The 15,924-nt window shown below is 51.4% G+C and carries 10 protein-coding genes; 4 read left to right on the top strand and 6 right to left on the bottom strand.

The window, feature by feature from the left end; all coding sequences use genetic code 11:
• Positions 1 to 155 precede the first annotated feature (155 nt).
• The 4 genes from B9Y58_RS10600 to rsmG form a co-directional block, all read right to left on the bottom strand.
• On the bottom strand, positions 156 to 3,644 hold the full coding sequence (locus B9Y58_RS10600) for a beta-galactosidase, LacZ type (RefSeq protein ID WP_073056425.1): 3,489 nt from the start codon (positions 3,642 to 3,644) through the stop codon (positions 156 to 158).
• A gap of 106 nt (positions 3,645 to 3,750) precedes the next feature.
• The gene (locus B9Y58_RS10595; protein WP_233247934.1) at positions 3,751 to 5,814 is read right to left on the bottom strand and encodes a family 43 glycosylhydrolase; all 2,064 of its coding nucleotides are present in this window, start codon (positions 5,812 to 5,814) and stop codon (positions 3,751 to 3,753) included.
• A gap of 112 nt (positions 5,815 to 5,926) precedes the next feature.
• Positions 5,927 to 8,893 (bottom strand): glycosyl hydrolase family 95 catalytic domain-containing protein, encoded by a 2,967-nt coding sequence (locus B9Y58_RS10590; RefSeq protein ID WP_083532311.1) that lies wholly within the window; start codon positions 8,891 to 8,893, stop codon positions 5,927 to 5,929.
• 105 nt (positions 8,894 to 8,998) lie between these two features.
• Positions 8,999 to 9,784, bottom strand: a complete 786-nt coding sequence (gene rsmG, locus B9Y58_RS10585) for a 16S rRNA (guanine(527)-N(7))-methyltransferase RsmG (protein WP_233247933.1) — start codon at positions 9,782 to 9,784, stop codon at positions 8,999 to 9,001.
• 85 nt (positions 9,785 to 9,869) lie between these two features.
• Between rsmG and B9Y58_RS10580 the strand changes: the two genes are divergently transcribed.
• The gene (locus tag B9Y58_RS10580; RefSeq protein WP_073056427.1) at positions 9,870 to 11,336 is read left to right on the top strand and encodes a hypothetical protein; all 1,467 of its coding nucleotides are present in this window, start codon (positions 9,870 to 9,872) and stop codon (positions 11,334 to 11,336) included.
• On the opposite strand, the gene B9Y58_RS10575 is transcribed toward B9Y58_RS10580, so the two are convergent.
• Together B9Y58_RS10575 and B9Y58_RS10570 are read right to left on the bottom strand one after the other, a co-directional pair.
• Entirely contained in the window at positions 11,333 to 11,893 is a 561-nt protein-coding gene (locus B9Y58_RS10575; protein WP_073056429.1) for an NUDIX hydrolase, read from the bottom strand. The two genes, B9Y58_RS10580 and B9Y58_RS10575, sit on opposite strands and share 4 nt — an antisense overlap.
• 2 nt (positions 11,894 to 11,895) lie before the next feature.
• A complete protein-coding gene (locus tag B9Y58_RS10570; RefSeq protein ID WP_073056430.1) occupies positions 11,896 to 13,284 on the bottom strand; it encodes a carbon-nitrogen hydrolase family protein in 1,389 nt (462 codons plus the stop codon).
• Between the two features lie 266 nt (positions 13,285 to 13,550).
• Between B9Y58_RS10570 and B9Y58_RS10565 the strand changes: the two genes are divergently transcribed.
• The 3 genes from B9Y58_RS10565 (at position 13,551) to B9Y58_RS10555 (ending at position 15,883) form a co-directional block, all read left to right on the top strand.
• The gene (locus B9Y58_RS10565; RefSeq protein ID WP_073056432.1) at positions 13,551 to 13,943 is read left to right on the top strand and encodes a hypothetical protein; all 393 of its coding nucleotides are present in this window, start codon (positions 13,551 to 13,553) and stop codon (positions 13,941 to 13,943) included.
• Between the two features lie 3 nt (positions 13,944 to 13,946).
• Positions 13,947 to 14,609, top strand: a complete 663-nt coding sequence (locus tag B9Y58_RS10560; RefSeq protein WP_233247932.1) for an epoxyqueuosine reductase QueH — start codon at positions 13,947 to 13,949, stop codon at positions 14,607 to 14,609.
• Positions 14,610 to 15,103: 494 nt separating this feature from the next.
• Complete coding sequence (locus B9Y58_RS10555) at positions 15,104 to 15,883, top strand: hypothetical protein (RefSeq protein WP_073056434.1); 780 nt, start codon at positions 15,104 to 15,106, stop codon at positions 15,881 to 15,883.
• Positions 15,884 to 15,924: the final 41 nt, after the last annotated feature.

Here is a 15,924-nt window from a genome sequence, read left to right as displayed (position 1 = left end):
TGGAACGAAGGACGAGCAAAGGCTTTATAACCTTTTGGAGTTCTCTTAAACCTTTGCTCGTATTTCTTATAAGGAAACGTCCCGGAATTTCTTCCGGGGCGTTCATTGCATGGGGAGTGGTGTTTCGGGGTCCCGGATCAAGTCCGGGATGACAATTACTTTACGTTGATGCGGTAAGCCGTACCCGTCTTAGTTTTCACCAAATAAGTACCTGAGCGCTTGACCGCGGCCGTTGTCTTGGCCTGCAAATCTTCGATACCAACTGTCGTAAATTTAGTAACAAGTCGGCCCTGCATGTCAAACACACTGTAGTCGCGGACTGCATTATTTGCCATTTTTACGCTACCCGGCAGAATCGGGGTCCGACCTTCGGTTTCCTCATTGGCTTCTTCGGTAATATCCTTGTCCGGCTGGTTTTCGTAAATCTTCTTGATTTCTGTTTCGCCGTACTTAGCCGGGGCGATTTCCTTGTTCCAGCCAAAGTTCCTGAAGCCGAGCAAGGAGTATTCGGTCGGGTCGTTCAGCTTTTGGCGAATCGGAGCCAGGCGGAAGGTGTGAGAATATTCGCGGTTAGCCTTGAGCAGGTACGCATCGAGCGGCTGGGCACCCCAGGAATTGATACCGCCAACGCCCATCTGGTGCAAGTCTACGCGGAGCGTAATGTCCTTGTCACGCTTGAGTTCCCACGGGAGCTTTACGTTGGAAAGCTGTTCCGGAGTGTAATGCTGGGCGCTGAATTCCATGCGCGGGTTACCCACAATCATCAGGCCCTTGCCGTCGTTGTTGGTGAGCGTTGCCCACTTGACGTCGGTGCGCTGGCCGGTTTCGCCGATTTCCATGTACGTGACCGTCATAGAATCGGCAAGCGTCGAATAGAGGCCCATGAAGCTTCCGCGGTTACGGCCCATGTAGTTTTCGTCGGGGCCGCGACCAAACCAGCGGACCTTTTCGTAGCCACCCGGCACGGTAAAGATTGTACCCACGTTCGGCAAGTAGCTCTTGGAGCCATCGGGATTGAGCGTGTAGCTCACCACGATATCGCCACTACCGTATACATAGTAAGTCATCTTCATCTTGGTGCTGCCCACGTCGGGGAACGTGAAGTTGAAGGTCACCTGGGTTTCTTGCTGAGAAACTTCCTTGACTTCGGAGGTCACGTTGCGCTTCAGGCTTGCCTTACGCCATTCGCCATGTCCCTTTTCCATATTGAAGCCCTTGTCGTTGTCAATCGGGGCACGCCAGAAGTTCGGAATACCGCCGTTCTTGATAATGGTATCGTTACCGAGAACATAGCTTGCAAGCGTGCCGTTCTTTTCGTCGAAGCGAATCTTGAAATCTTTGCCCTCGATTTCGAGGCCGTTCGCCTTGTTCACCTTGTAAGTCGGCAAGGTGCTGATATCGATTTCAGTAGACCAGAGCTGGCCCAAATCAATGCCGAACTGTTCGTGGGCAATGCTATAGCCGGCCTTAGCCCAGAGTTCATCGTTCTTGAGGCGGAAATCGAGATCCAAGAAGTACTCGGCACCAACTGTGGTTTCGATTTTCGGCATGTCAATCGTGATTTCTTTCTTTTCGTTCGGGCCAACGTTCATCTGCGAACCGCTCAGTTTGCCCTCCTTGATGACCTTGCCGTTTTCCTTGATAGACCAGTAGCCATCGAGGAAATCTCCCAGGTTCTTGTAGAGGTAGCGGCTTTCGATCTGAATCTTGCCCTTGGCGGCGTCGACGTTCTTGACGCGAACCTGTGCATACTGATACTTGACTTCCCAAATTTCGGGCTGCAAGGCGCGATCCGGGAACACGAGGCCGTTGGCGCAGAAGTTGTCATCGTTCTGCCAGTCACCCCACATGCCGCCGAATTCAAAGTACGGCGTACCCTTGTGGCGGAGTCCCTGGTCAATGAAGTCCCAAATAAAGCCACCGAAGCTGCGCGGGTTGCCGTAGAAGGCATCCATATATTCTTGCAGGTCGCCAACGGAGTTACCCATGGCGTGTTCGTATTCGCAAAGCATAATCGGCTTGTTGGCGTCCTTATAGTTACGCACGGCGTCGGGGCCATAGTACATCCAGCTGTTCACATCGGCGTTATTCCAGTCGCCTTCGTAATGCACAAAGCGGGTGGAGTCAATCTGATGGGCACGTTCACGTTCAGAGGCAAATACGTTACCGTTACCGGCTTCGTTACCCAAAGACCACAGAATAATGCAGGGGTGGTTCTTGTCTCGCTGCACCATGGAATTCATACGGTCCACAGCGGGGGCACGCCAGTCGTCGCTATTCTTGGGCAAGCTGCCGTTTGCACCATGGCTTTCGACGTTTGCTTCGTCAATCACATAAATACCGTACTTGTCGCAAAGATCGTACATGTAAGGGTTATTCGGATAGTGCGACATACGCAGCGCGTTAATGTTAAAGCGCTTCATGAGAATCACGTCTTTTTCCATGCGATCGTATGTAACCGCGCGGCCGTTATCCGGGTCGAGTTCATGGCGGTCAACACCATGGAATTTCACCGGCATGCCGTTCACGTACAAGCGCGGAGCACCGTTATCCTTCTTGATTTCGATCTTGCGGAAACCGATCTTGTTGCTTTCGACCTGAATTACCTTGCCGCTAGCATCTTTAATGGCAAGTACCGCCGTATACAGGTTCGGCGTTTCGGCAGACCAGCGGTCCGGCTTTGTAATCGGGAGTTCAAAGTGCACGCTCTTTTCACCCTTCGAACCAATGCCAGAAACCTTCTGTGCCGACGGGGAAATCACTTCGGTACCTTTGTCGTTGTACAGGGAAAGTTCCACAGTGAATTCGCTGGAAGCCGAGCCCGTAGAATTGTAAATCCAGGCTGTCGTCTTCAGCAAGCCATCGGTATAGTTGTTCGTGAGCGTCGCATCGATCTGGAAATCCTGAATATGCACTTCAGGGACTGCATACAGGTACACATCGCGGAAAATACCGGCGAGACGAATGAAGTCCTGGTCTTCGAGCCAAGAACCATCGCACCAGCGGAACACCTGAACAGAGACGTTGTTTTCGCCTTTGCGCAAGTACTTGTTGATATCGAATTCATGGTCCGTAAAGGTGTCTTCGGCGTAGCCTACGTAGTTGCCGTTCACCCAAACGTAGTAGGCAGATTCCACGCCTTCAAAGTGCAGGCGAATGCGTTTGCCGCTCCACTTTTCGGGAATGGTGAAGTTACGGCGGTAATGGCCCACCGGGTTAAAGTTGGTAGGGGCTGCAGGTGCAGACACGTTATGGGTCTGCGCCCACGGGTAAACCACGTTGGTGTAAATCGGGTGGTCGTAACCAAACAGTTGCCAAGACGACGGCACCGGAATTTCGTTCCAGCCGGACACATCGTAGTTGTCTTTGTAGAAATCGTTATTGCGCTGGGCGGGCTTTTCAACATGGAAAAATTTCCACTTACCCGAAAGTGTCTGGTACCACTCAGAAGCGTGGCGGTCACCCTTCACGGCCTCTTCGACCGTAGAGTACGGCATAGACGTGACGTGCGGCGTAAGCGCATTCACCGCAAACACACGCGGTTTGCCGTTCCATTCATCGTTGGGTTGAGCAATTGCCGTAGTTGCAAACGTAGCGCACAACGACGCGCACGTTACGGCAGACGAAACCAAGAACCTTTTCATGATAAACCTCACTTAATCATCCACACCAATAAAAAAATACCCCTTTTTAAGGGGTATTTACACGCTGTTTACACAATTTCTGTTGACATTTTATCAAAGGTGCTAACTAACGGACTTGTACGCGGAGGGTCTTGTTCAGGCCCGCGGCACGCAAGATGTACATACCGCTTGCGAACCCAGCATTCTTAAGGGTTGCAGCCATGTTCGCACCGGATTCTACGCGACCGAGGAACTTGCCGGTGGCGCCGAACACGTTGTAAGACGCTGTCTGCGGGGCAAGCTTTACGTTCTTCGCAATAGAAGTCGTGGTGTCGTTCGGATCGGTAAACTGAATCCAGTCCACGTTCAAGTAGGCACCCGTAATCAGGAGCTTGAGCACGTGTTCGCCCTTCTTGAGTTCCGCAGAACCAACATCCACCACCTTATACGTCGTCCATACGCTGTCAACCTTCGGGGCAACAACCAATTCCGTGATTTCCTTGTCGTCAATGAACAGCTGCATTGCAGAAGTTTCGAAGGCAGTCGCCACATTCGCCGTAATGTCGTACTTGGCGTCGGCCGCGACATCAATGGTATATTCTACCCATTCGCCTTCGTTGGTGTAGCCGATGGCGTACCCCGTGCAGGCGGCGTCTCCGCACTTGGAATCGCTAATGTCTACGACGTCGACTTCGTCTTCGCGGTAGGCCTTCCCCTGGTTTTCGCGGTCATTGTCGTAGAAGGCCTTATTGTGGCCGCCCACGTCGTAGTTTTCGGCTTCGATCTTGCCCGGAATCTTTGCAGCCACTTCCTTGTAAGGAGTCTGCGGCACAGCGGTCTTTTCGCTTTCCATGTACCAGTAGTCAAAATCGAACCCGCCCTGCTTTACCACGAAGAACAAGTCATCGACGCCTGCGGCATCAGTCAAGTCGAACGAATTTTCTTGCCAGGCAGAACTAGACGGAATATTCATTGTAGCAAGGAGCGCACCGTTTTCGGAACCGGCATGGAGTTCAAGCTTACCGCCGTTGCCCCTAGTGCAAACGATAATGCGGTCGGCACCATCGCCCATGTCAACAGAGCGTACCTTGGTATAGAAGCTGTTACCCATATTGGTCAGGTAAACCGCACCGTTTTGAGCCTTCACATGTTCGATGATGGTGTAGCCGCCCGACGTATTGACAGTCATGCCGCCAACCCAAGCCTTGGTTTCGGCTTCCACGCGCACGAACGGGTCAAGGTTCTTGATGGGCTTTACGACGCCATTGTTGGTGGCGCGGATCGTGGGAATGGTACCGTCGGCATTCCAGGTGAATTCTTCGATGGCGGTAGAACGGCTGTAGCCGCCACCCTTCACGTTCTTCTGGTTGTGATAGAAGAAGAAACTGCGGCCCTTAAAGTCGACAATGCCGGAGTGGACGGTGAACGCGGCACCCGGTTCGTTTTTCGGCATAATGACGCCCTTATAGGTCCAGGGGCCCGTCGGGGAATCGCTCCAGGAATAGTCAATGGATTCTGGAATGCCGCCGGCGGCGTAAATCATGTAATATTTTTTGCCGCGCTTGTGAATCCATGGGCCTTCGGTATACTTGCCGTTAAAGGTGCTCATGTCGGAGACCTTGATTTCGCTTGCGCATTCAATCATGTTCTCCTTGAGGGGGCAATAATAGAGCTTCGGGTTACCCCAGTAGAGCCATGCCTGGCCATCGTCGTCAATAAATACGGTGGGGTCGATGTAGTCCCAGTTGGGGCCCGCCAAATGTTTGCCGTTCAGGGCATCCTTGAAGGGGCCTTCCTTCTTGTCGGACACACCCACGTTAATGGCGCGGCCGCCGCGGGTGGATTCCACCGTCACGTAATAATAGTACTTGTCATTGCGGCGAATGCATTGAGAAGCCCAGTCGCCGTTTTTCTTGGCAGAACCGTTAAAGTCACCCGCTTCCAGAATGAGGGTGTTCATGTCGGTCCAGTTCACCATATCGGTGGTGCAAGACACGCGCCAGCCGTGCATCGTGAAGAAGCTTCCGCCCTCGTCGTTGCCGGAATAGGTGCAAAGCGTATCGCCGAACACGACAGGCGCCGGATCCGGAGAATAATAGGTCTGGATAAGCGGGTTTTCGGCCATAGCCTGCGTGCAAAGCCCGAAACCAACCAAGGCGACAGCCGCCTTAATGTTCTTCACAAACATCATAATTCATCCCTTTACGCCCCCACTGGAGCGATTTTCTTTACTCACCCCTCTAAAATTAGCCCCAAAAAAGGCCAAAATTCCACGCGAAAAGGCAATTCGCGTGGACAAGTTATCAATATGCCTTGATTTTGAGCGTTTTTTGCAGGTTACCGCTCTTGACAACCGCAATGTAAGTCCCTTGCAGCAGGCGGCCATTTTTGCCGAATTCCACCAGGGAATTACCGCTACCCTGCCGTTTTGCCACCAAATTGCCGTTTGCCGAGTACAGGCGGACTTCAAAGTCGCCATCGGCACTTACCATCAGGGCCACCGAAGCGCGGGCCATCGACACTTGACGAACCGAGAGAGCGCTTGCCACGCGAGCCACCGTCGGAATTGCCGTCGGATCGCTATCGAAACTGAACCAGTCCACATTCATCAGGTACGTATCGCTTCCGTTATAAGTGAACTTAAGTTTCTGTTCACCCTTCGGCAAATCGATCGCGGTCGAAGTTTCGTACCAGTCGTTCCAACCCTCGGTCTTAGCCGGGTCCACCGTAAGTGTCGCCAGCGCCTTACCTGTAGAATCAGCAACGGTAATCGTCGACTTTTCTTCGGCGCCAGAGGCTACGCGGGCGGTAAGCTTGTAAGAGCCAGCCGTCGGAACCTTCACCAGGTATTCGCTGTAGTCGCCATCGTTAATCCAGCCGAGGTTCGGTTCGCCTTCTTCGTCGGGTTCAATCTGCACGCCTTCCATGGCAACGTAGCTTTCAGCCTGAATCTTGCCCGGAATCGTCACCGGTTCATACGGCTGATTCGTGAGCTTGAGGTTGCCGTCGAATTCGTAAACTTTGCCCGGCACCGTCGTCGTGGTGAACTTGTTAGAACCATTCACAATGTTCAGCGTCTGGCCCACATCGGACTTGATGGCCACATAATTGAGCTTGCCACCCTTCCAGGCCATGGAATCGATTTCGAAACCGCCGCGGGCGCGAATGCCCTTGATGCTACCGTCTTTCCACTGCGAAGGCAATGCCGGCAACAGGTTGATTCTGCCGTTGTGGCTCTGCATGAGCATTTCGTTCACGCCCGAGACCGCACCGAAGTTACCGTCAATCTGGAACGGCGGGTGGGAATCGAACAAATTATTGTAAGTCTTGTTCGGCGTCAGCAGCATGCGAATCATGGTGTAAGCGTGATCGCCGTCGTGCATGCGGGCCCAGAAATTGATTTTCCAGGCAAGCGACCACCCGGTCGCATCATCGCCGCGCTGCTTGAGCGTAACGCCAGCACCCTTGATCAAGTCGGGAGTTTCTTCCGGCGTAATCTGCGCGCTCGGGAAAAGGCCGTACAGGTGCGAAATATGGCGATTCTTGTTGTTCGGGTCATCCCAATCCTGCAGCCATTCCGTAATCTGGCCGTACTTACCCGTCTTTGTAGGCGGCAAGCGTTTTACCACCGCTTCCATCTTGGCGCGGGCCTCTTCGTCGACGCCCAGAATCTTGGACGCCTCAATGGTGTAATTCAGCACGTCGCGGATAATCTGGTTGTCCATGGTCGGGCCAAAGCAGACATTGTAACCGCCGTGGTCATTTTCCGGGGAATCGCTCGGGGCCGTCACCAGATACTTGTGGCCGGTTTCAGGTTCTTCCACAAGGCTATTCACGAAGAAGAGCGCCGCCCCCTTCATGGTCGAATAAACGTCTTGCAAATACGCCTTGTCAGTCGGGTTGAACAAGAAATGTTCCCACAAGTGCGTGCTGAGCCAGCCGGCACCCGTCGGCCACAAGCCCCACGCGCCATCGATCGGAGCGGTACGGTTCCAGAGGTCGGTATTGTGGTGTTCCACCCAGCCTTCGTCTACGCCCCAGTGCACCTTGGCCGTCTTTTCGCCCTGCGGCACCATGCTCTTGATTTTGTCAATGAGCGGCCATACGCATTCGCCGAGGTTCGCCGTCTCTACCGGCCAGTAGTTCATTTCGAGGTTAATGTTCGTGGTGTACTTGCTGCCCCAAACCGGGTTCGTATCCTTGTTCCAAATGCCCTGCAAGTTGGCGGGCTGGCCGCCCTTGCGCGAGCTCGAAATCAGCAAGTAACGGCCGAACTGGTAATGCAGTTCCACCAAGGAGGGGTCATTCGTGGAATTGAAATTCTTGACGCGAGTGCTGGTAATGTCGCCTGCGCTCTTGTCGGGTTCGCCCAAGTTCAAAGAGACGCGATTGAAAATCGTCTGGTAATCCTTGAGGTGCGCGCTGAGCAAGTCGTCGTAAGACTTTTTTGCGACCTTCGACATAATCTCGGTTGCGATTGCACCCGGGTTGCCCGAGACATCGTTATAAGACTTGAAGTTCGTAGCCGTGGTAAGCACAAGCATTGCAGAATTTGCGCCCTGCACGTTGATTTTGCCGTTCGCGACCGAAACTGTGCCGCCGTCAGCTACCACGTTCAGGCGATTTTGGAACTTGATGGAATTCACCGTCACGTCGTAAACGAGCGTATTGCCGCTGCTGGACATGCTGTTGCTACGGTGCGGAGTCGTCATGGTGGCGCCAAAGCTCACCGAGCCGCTTTTATCGGCCGTGAGGTGCACCACGATCACATGGTCCGGGTAGCTTGCAAAATATTCGCGGGTGTAGTTGACGCCGCCTGCCGTATACGTCGTTTTTGCGATAGCTGTTTTGAGGTCGAGTTCGCGGCGGTAATTGGTAGCGCCCGAATGCGACGTGGTAATCACCAGATCGCCCACCGGCTGAAAGCTTGCCGGGCCTGGGCCGATCATATAATTAGATACAATGGATTCTGCCGTGCGGTAGTCGCCACGGAACATGGCATCGCGGGCATCTTTCAGGTGGCTAGCAGCCCCCTGCTTGTTGTTGTCGCCCGGGCCACCCGACCACACGGTACTTTCGTTCAGGCCGATAATGTCTTTTGCGACGCCCCCATAAATAATGCCGCCCATGTAGCCGTTGCCAATGGGCAAAGCGTCGGTAAACGAGGTACCCGCATCGCTATTGTACCACAATTTCAGGGGATTTTCGGCAGCAACAGCAAACACAGCTGCACACGCCAAAGTACCAAACACTATGCCCAGCGTTCTCATAAGAACTCCTAAAAATTTCCAACCACAATAAAATTAGCCCCAAAAACAGGCTAAAAACCGCCCCAAAAGACACTTTGTGTTGATTTTTTATCAATAGTGAAGCGGTTACTCCACCCGTTCCAAAATAATCAGGGCTCGTTCCTGCGTACTGTTGGGAATTGTATAGAAGTGCTGCCCCACGAACTTGTAGCCAAAATCTTCCGGATGGAAGGTCTTGAGTTCGTCGGCGACGGCGGGGCCCTTCATAAAGAATACGCGACCGCCCACCTTCAGGGAATTGGCAATACGCGGAAGCGTCTTTTCCATGAGTTCAAAAGCGCGGCTAATGACACCGTCTACCGGAATCGTCATGCTGCGACTAGTGACCTTGTGACCGAACACGTCGATCCCCTTGAGGCCCATTTTCTCGATAACCATATTCAAGAAGTTGATACGGTTAGGACGCGGTTCGCACAAGGTAAGGCGAATGGAGGGGTTCACAATCTTGAGGGGAATACCCGGAAATCCGGCGCCGCTACCCACGTCAATCATGCGGGCTGGCCACTTGGGCACATACGCATTGATGAGCGTGCAGTCTGCGTAATGACGTTCCACCATGGTTTCAAAAGCATTCAGGCGGGTCAAATCCTGGTCATCGTTGTTCGCACGGAGCAACTGGTGGAATTCCCAAATCTGCTTGAGCGTTTCGGGCTGAAGTTCCACGCCATAGTAATGCAACAACTTGTCGAGGCCAGCCAAAGACGGGGTCACACGCCTGCCGTTGAACAGCGGAAAGTCGGTGCGGGGCGCCTTAAGGTGCGGCACAAAGTCGCGACCAGCAGCAGAAGCATTGCGAGAAGGTTGCCTTGAGGGGCCTTTCGAGAAGGGCTTTTTGGACCAGTTATTTGCCATAAATACAATAATAGAACTTTTCGGGATTCAAAATTGGACCGATTTGTGCAAAACGGCGTATATAGTATAGAGGCTCCACAGAAAAATGAAGATTTTCGCACCAACGCTCTTTTTAATCATCTTCGCTTCGGCGGCGAACGCCACAGCCCTTAACGAAGCTCAAGTTTTTGAATGGTGGGACGACGGAATCATCGACAGCGACGAAGCCCGTGAAATTCTGGACTTGCTGGAAGAAGACAACATCCAGGAAGCCTGCATTCTAGCCGAAGTATATGCCCTAGAAAGTTGCACAAGCGAAGACGCAGCGCCCGTGAAGACGAAGAAGCAGCGAAAGGCGAAAACCCAGCAACCGGCAACGAAAGCACCTGTAAAAAAACGCGCCCGAAAGAGCGAGCGATTGAATCTGATGCCACACGGCTATGTAGAATGGAAGGGCCGAACGGATTCGCTCGGGCATTTGGAAAGCGAACGTACAGAGTTGCGGCTTGATTTTTACAGGTATTCGCTTCGGCTTGGAACGCAATCCCTTTTGACTTACAGGAATGCAGGGAGCGAAGCGCACTTTGGTGAGATTTCGACAAAGGAATTGCACAGCGCAATTCCACTCGATACCTTATGGGGTACAACTTTCAGCTACCCGATTCGCATGGGGTTCGGGATTCTGCACTGGGGCGGCCTCATGGACACCACAATGACTGTCCGCCCCTTTTTCGGCTTTTCCCCTTTAAGCGGGTCTAGTAAAAAAGGATTCCCGGAAATGGAGTTCGCCTTTTGGAATCACAGGCATCCCGCTGACAGCGTAGAACATTACTCTGTTTCGGCGCAGGCCAAAGGCTCTTGGGGAAATTTCACTGTTTGGTGGGTTCCTGAAAATGCAGGCGATTTGCCCCTGATGAAATTGCAATTGCAGCACCGCGAAAAGATGGAATACGCGACGATTGCTTGGAAGACGGACGCCTATGTGCACGGAGAAACACTCCCGGAAGAGGCGCGTTTGAGCGCCACAATCGCAAAGAGCCAGCTTTGGGGAAGCCAGACAATTGGCGTTATGGCACGCGACACATGGAAAAGCAAGTTCACCGCAAATGCGCGAACCATGATTCCGCTTGAAGGTGACACGAGCAAGACCCGATTCAAGGCAACAGTTGAATCGGGGCCAGGCATTTTAAGGGCAACAACGAGCGCAACTTGTATACAGGCAGAAGAACATTGCAGGCGAAAAGATTTCGATTTTAATATCCAGTCTTCTTGGAACATGGATCGCGAGCAATTGATATTCTCAGGAAAGATCCGCACAAGACACTCGCAAGGCGAGGGATTTAGCGTTCCTCTTTACGAGGCGAAAGCGGTTTACGCATCTGACGCATTCAACAGCGCAAGCGTGGCTGCAATTATACCGAAGGGGGCACCGAATCAGGAAATTCAATTACGCAACAGCGTCGAAGTCGGCACGGACTTTTTGCAGTTATCGTTGGCAGTAACATTCAGGCGAACCGCCGAAGAGGCGTTTCACCCGCTACATGCGGCAATGAAAGCAAAAGTGATGTTTTAAGCGCGGCTCCACATGGCGCAATAAGTTTGCGTACGCGCAGAGAGGCGTTCATCCTTGAGGATTTCGCGGATTTGTTTCTTGTCGAACCACTCGGCCTGAATTTCTTCGACTTCGGAATCGCTCGGACGAATTTCTCCTCCGGCCACACCTAAAACGACCACATTTCGTTCGTTAGAAAATCCAACAGCGGAATAGCTCGGTTTCCACACTTCGTCAATACGCATAAGCGTAAGGCCGGTCTCTTCGCGAAGTTCACGGGCAGCCGCCTCTTCGTAAGATTCTCCGGGGTCAATGAGGCCTGCCGGGAAATTGTAGATGCTTTCGCCTACGGCCATACGGTATTCCTTGCAAAGCAATAGCTTTTGACCGGTGCAGTCGTGCATGATCATCACCACAGCGTGCGGTTTCTTTTCAAGCATATCCTTAAGGCCCGTGATATCGGGGTTGCGACTAATCATCTCGTAGGTTTTAGCCTTGCCACTGACCGTTCTGTAATGAATGTCGTATCGAGTAATGAACTTGCCCTGATGAATTTTTTCAATCGATTCAAATTCCATGATCACACCCCTTGTATAGTCTCGTAATAAATGCAGTCATGGGCACATTCGCCGTCGAAGGCCCCTTTGCAAATCGGCATTTTATAAAGCATCTGGGCTTCATCTTCGTTGCGCGAAATTCGCTTGCGCACATAGCCGATATCCTGGAAGTTCGCCTCCTTGCCCTTGATCAAGGCGGCACAAGAATTAATCCACACCACATTGCAGTCTTCGTGAGCGCACAAGTCAAAAGAACGACGGAAGTCGTAAGACCCCGTAGAGAACGACGGCACAATAATAAGAGTCAACTTGAAACAGCGCATGAGTTGCTGCATGTACTCGGTTTCCAAGAAATCGCGGCAGACCATGATCGCGATTCGGCCAATGCCCTCGAAATGCAGAATGTTCACAACGAGATTCGAGCTGATTTGTTCCAGATAACCGACACCACCGAACACCTTGCGGAAGGGGTTTTGCTTGTTCTGTTTGCAAATTACGTTGCCGAACTTGTCCATGACCGTCACCACGTTGCGGTTCTTCTCCCAGTAAGAGGGCAGAATTATCAGCGACGGAATCTTGTCGGCGTCGGCAGGCGAAAGCGCCTTGATCTTATTCGATACAAATTTCATCATCTCGGCATTTCCGAGGAGCTCCGGAAACACGACGATATCGCTTTCGTTTTCGGCTGCAGTCCAAATCTTTTTCCAGATGAGTTCGTTGTCTGCTTCGAACGAAGGGTTTTCGTATTCAATGTTGAAATACTGCACCTTGTCCTTGTCGGTGAGTTGGACTTTAAAATTGCGCTCGCGCCTTAAGGGGGTGGCGGCAATCTTTACGGCATTGCGTTCCCTGAACCGGGGGAACAGTTCCTTTTTCAAAAAGAAATGTTCGTCAATGAGTTCCCCAAGCACCGAATTTTCGATAAGCAATATATTGTAGAGAAAGCTTTCCAGATTGTTGTAGCGGTGCACCAGACGGTGTTTACGTTCCCAGACGCAGGAGCAGCGGGGCAAAATGCCCACCCCCACCGTTTCGCGGTTAGTGTTCAACACAATGGAAAAGGATTCCTGTTCAAACTCCGCTATGGCTTCGTTCAATAGCAAAGTCATGGACCGGTCCAAAATCTGCAATAATCCGAGTAGCGCATAATAATCGCGGTCAGCCTCCAAACGATTGACGAGCGATTTCAAGTTTTCAAGAAATTCGGTGGTCAAATTTTCGGAGGAAAGCTCGCGGACGCACACCCCTTCGCCGGATTCCAGAAACAATACGGGAATTCCTATCTGGACAATTTTTGTGATACGGGCTTTTTCGGCTGGGGAAACACAGCTGTATTCGACAAAGAATTTCTCCGAGCAGGAGTTTACGATATCAGAACACAGTTCCGCCACAATGTTATAGAGGTCCAGCATAATGAGGAATATAGTAAAAATGGTCCAAAATTCAAAAAATAAGCCAATTTTGCCCCTGTTTTAGGTGGATACAGGATGTTTACTCGGGTATACGCAATTTATACGATTTTTAGGCTTATTCCAAGTTGGAATATCTATTTTATAGGTACCCAAACACTCCCTGACGGCCCTAGGTTACCTCCTTTACCCAGGGCCGTCCTCTTTTTTATTGTCTTCCCCGCGAACGCGGGGATCTCCATCCTCACTTAAATTCTATTTTTTTAACAATGATTATCGCTACAATCATCGGGGCTATCGCTTTTTTGCCCTCTGTCGCTTTAAATATCGCGCTTGCCTTGGGCGCCCCGCTCGGCGCCTACGCCATGAATGCGCGCTACAAGGTGATTCCGCCCGAGGTCCGCAAGGCATTCATCGTGCCGACCACGATGCAATTCGTGGCCCTTTTCGTGCTGCTTTCGGCGGGGCATGTCCTGCCCGAGATTATCCCATTCATGGTGACGCGGATTCTCGCATTTTTCTTTGCGCTGTACTTGACGTTCTATACGGCAACAGTTCTCTTTAGTACCGCCCACAAGGAACGCACGGTCATGGGGACCTTCGCCGTGATCACGACGATTTGCTACTGGATTACGGCTTTCGGCACCTTAAGTTGGGAGTAGGCTATGGAACCGCTGCAGTCCAACGTTCCTAAGCATAATTACCAGCGCGACTTGGATTATATTATCCGCAGGCTGGAACGCACCGGCGAAGTGCCGACGCTTTTGCTGCATGCCTGCTGTGCGCCGTGCAGCAGCTACACCATCGAATACCTGTCGCAATACTTCAAGATTACGCTTTTCTACTACAATCCGAATATCGCGCCCGACGAAGAATACCGCCACCGCGTCGAAGAAATCAAGCGGTTCGTCGCCGAATTCAAGACGAAGCATCCGGTCACGCTGATCGAGGGCGAATACGACCCGAAAAAATTCTACGATGTCGCACGCGGGCTCGAAAACGAACCCGAAGGCGGTGCGCGCTGCCGCAAGTGTTTTGAACTGCGCCTCGCTGAATCGGCAAGGCTCGCCCGCGAACTGAACTGCGAATACTTCACCACCACGCTCACCATCAGCCCGATGAAAAATGCGCAGGTGCTGAACGAGGTGGTGCAGGAGCAGTGTGATATTTACGGAATCAAGCGCCTGCCCAGCGACTTCAAGAAGAAGGGCGGCTACAAGCGCTCCATTCAACTTTCGGCGGAGTACAACTTATACCGACAGAATTACTGCGGCTGCGTCTACTCGCGCCGCGACGCGGAAAAGCGGGAATCAGCCTGCAATTTATAGATTAGCATATAGGTTGGCATATATTTTTCATTTAAATGAAGTTTTATATGCCTTTTGCGTGAAATTTAGAACAAAATAACTGATTTTTTGTTAGTCAAACTGAATAGGCGGCATATAATTTCGGCAAAATGGAACTTTTATATGCCTTTCCCTTGTGAGTTCCTCTCCAAACATCACCAGGAGGCTGTATCAAGGCATATAAAAAGTCGCTGTATAGCATTTTTATATGCATCACCCCCGTTTTTCAGCTTCAAAAAAGCCCGCGATAATGATGAGTTTTTTCAGCAGAGGCATATAATTAACAAAAAAAATCAAAATCATATGCCGACATCATAAAACAACCCTACTTAAAGAGCAGTTCGGCATGCCGTAACCGTGATCGGCATTTTTTTTGCAAACAGTTGATTGCAAAATGATCCATTTTTGTTTGTATTTTTCCCTACCAAGGAGAATCATATGGACGCCGTAAAAAAATACAGCACAAAAAAATTGACATGGCAGAAATTGTAGCGGAACGGGACTATTTAAAATCGCTTCTCGGGACAATAAAATGTACTGCAAAACATACAAAGGAAAGCCTGCGGGTTCTTACCAGAAAAAACAGCTTTCAATATTACATCATAAATGAAAAGGGAGACCATAACGGAACATTTATTCCACGTAAAGATATTCGCAAGGCGCGAACAATCGCCCAGCGCGACTACAATAAGGCGGCATCGAAAACTATCAAGAAGCAACTAGCCATCATCGATGCATTTCTCGCGGCATACCGTCCAAATGTAGTTGACGAGACATTCACAAAGTTGCATCCCGGCCGGCGCGCCCTGGTGACGCCCGTGCGTGAGACCGACGATGATTTCGTTGCGAGCTGGCAGCATTTTCCCTATACAGGAAAACCTTTCGAAATCAATGCTCCCGAATTCTACACGAGCACGGGCGTGCGCGTCCGTTCAAAATCCGAAGTCATCATCGCGGACGCGCTCAGTCGCGCCGGAATTCCCTTCCGCTACGAGTACCCTACAGGCATCAGGGGATGGGGAACACTTTATCCAGACTTCACCTGCCTCGATAGGCGTTCACGCACAGAAATCATTTGGGAACATTTCGGCATGATGAGTGATCACGATTACGCAGATGTCGCCATTCAGAAAATTTTACGCTACAACGAAAACGGCTATGTTCTTGGTCGCAATTTCATTGCGACTTTTGAAACTGCCGACTCACCACTTAATCTTAAGCAGGTGCAAACCTGTATCAAGGCGAACTTTTCATAGCCATTTTTCGCATGAACTTTGGCAAGCCGCAACGACATAAA

The sequence above is a fragment of the Fibrobacter sp. UWB15 genome (assembly GCF_900177705.1).
In the GTDB taxonomy this organism is placed as follows: Bacteria; Fibrobacterota; Fibrobacteria; order Fibrobacterales; family Fibrobacteraceae; genus Fibrobacter.
The sequence above is the reverse complement of the archived record's forward strand: the minus strand, read 5'-3'. Positions and strand labels throughout refer to the sequence as shown.

Coding starts and splice junctions, on each gene's coding strand:
- rsmG (WP_233247933.1), bottom strand. CDS start 9,784: ATGGCAAATAACTGGTCCAAAAAGCCCTTCTCGAAAGGCCCCTCAAGG.
- B9Y58_RS10560 (WP_233247932.1), top strand. CDS start 13,947: ATGGAACCGCTGCAGTCCAACGTTCCTAAGCATAATTACCAGCGCGAC.
- B9Y58_RS10555 (WP_073056434.1), top strand. CDS start 15,104: ATGGCAGAAATTGTAGCGGAACGGGACTATTTAAAATCGCTTCTCGGG.
- B9Y58_RS10600 (WP_073056425.1), bottom strand. CDS start 3,644: ATGAAAAGGTTCTTGGTTTCGTCTGCCGTAACGTGCGCGTCGTTGTGC.
- B9Y58_RS10595 (WP_233247934.1), bottom strand. CDS start 5,814: ATGATGTTTGTGAAGAACATTAAGGCGGCTGTCGCCTTGGTTGGTTTC.
- B9Y58_RS10565 (WP_073056432.1), top strand. CDS start 13,551: ATGATTATCGCTACAATCATCGGGGCTATCGCTTTTTTGCCCTCTGTC.
- B9Y58_RS10570 (WP_073056430.1), bottom strand. CDS start 13,284: ATGCTGGACCTCTATAACATTGTGGCGGAACTGTGTTCTGATATCGTA.
- B9Y58_RS10590 (WP_083532311.1), bottom strand. CDS start 8,893: ATGAGAACGCTGGGCATAGTGTTTGGTACTTTGGCGTGTGCAGCTGTG.
- B9Y58_RS10575 (WP_073056429.1), bottom strand. CDS start 11,893: ATGGAATTTGAATCGATTGAAAAAATTCATCAGGGCAAGTTCATTACT.
- B9Y58_RS10580 (WP_073056427.1), top strand. CDS start 9,870: ATGAAGATTTTCGCACCAACGCTCTTTTTAATCATCTTCGCTTCGGCG.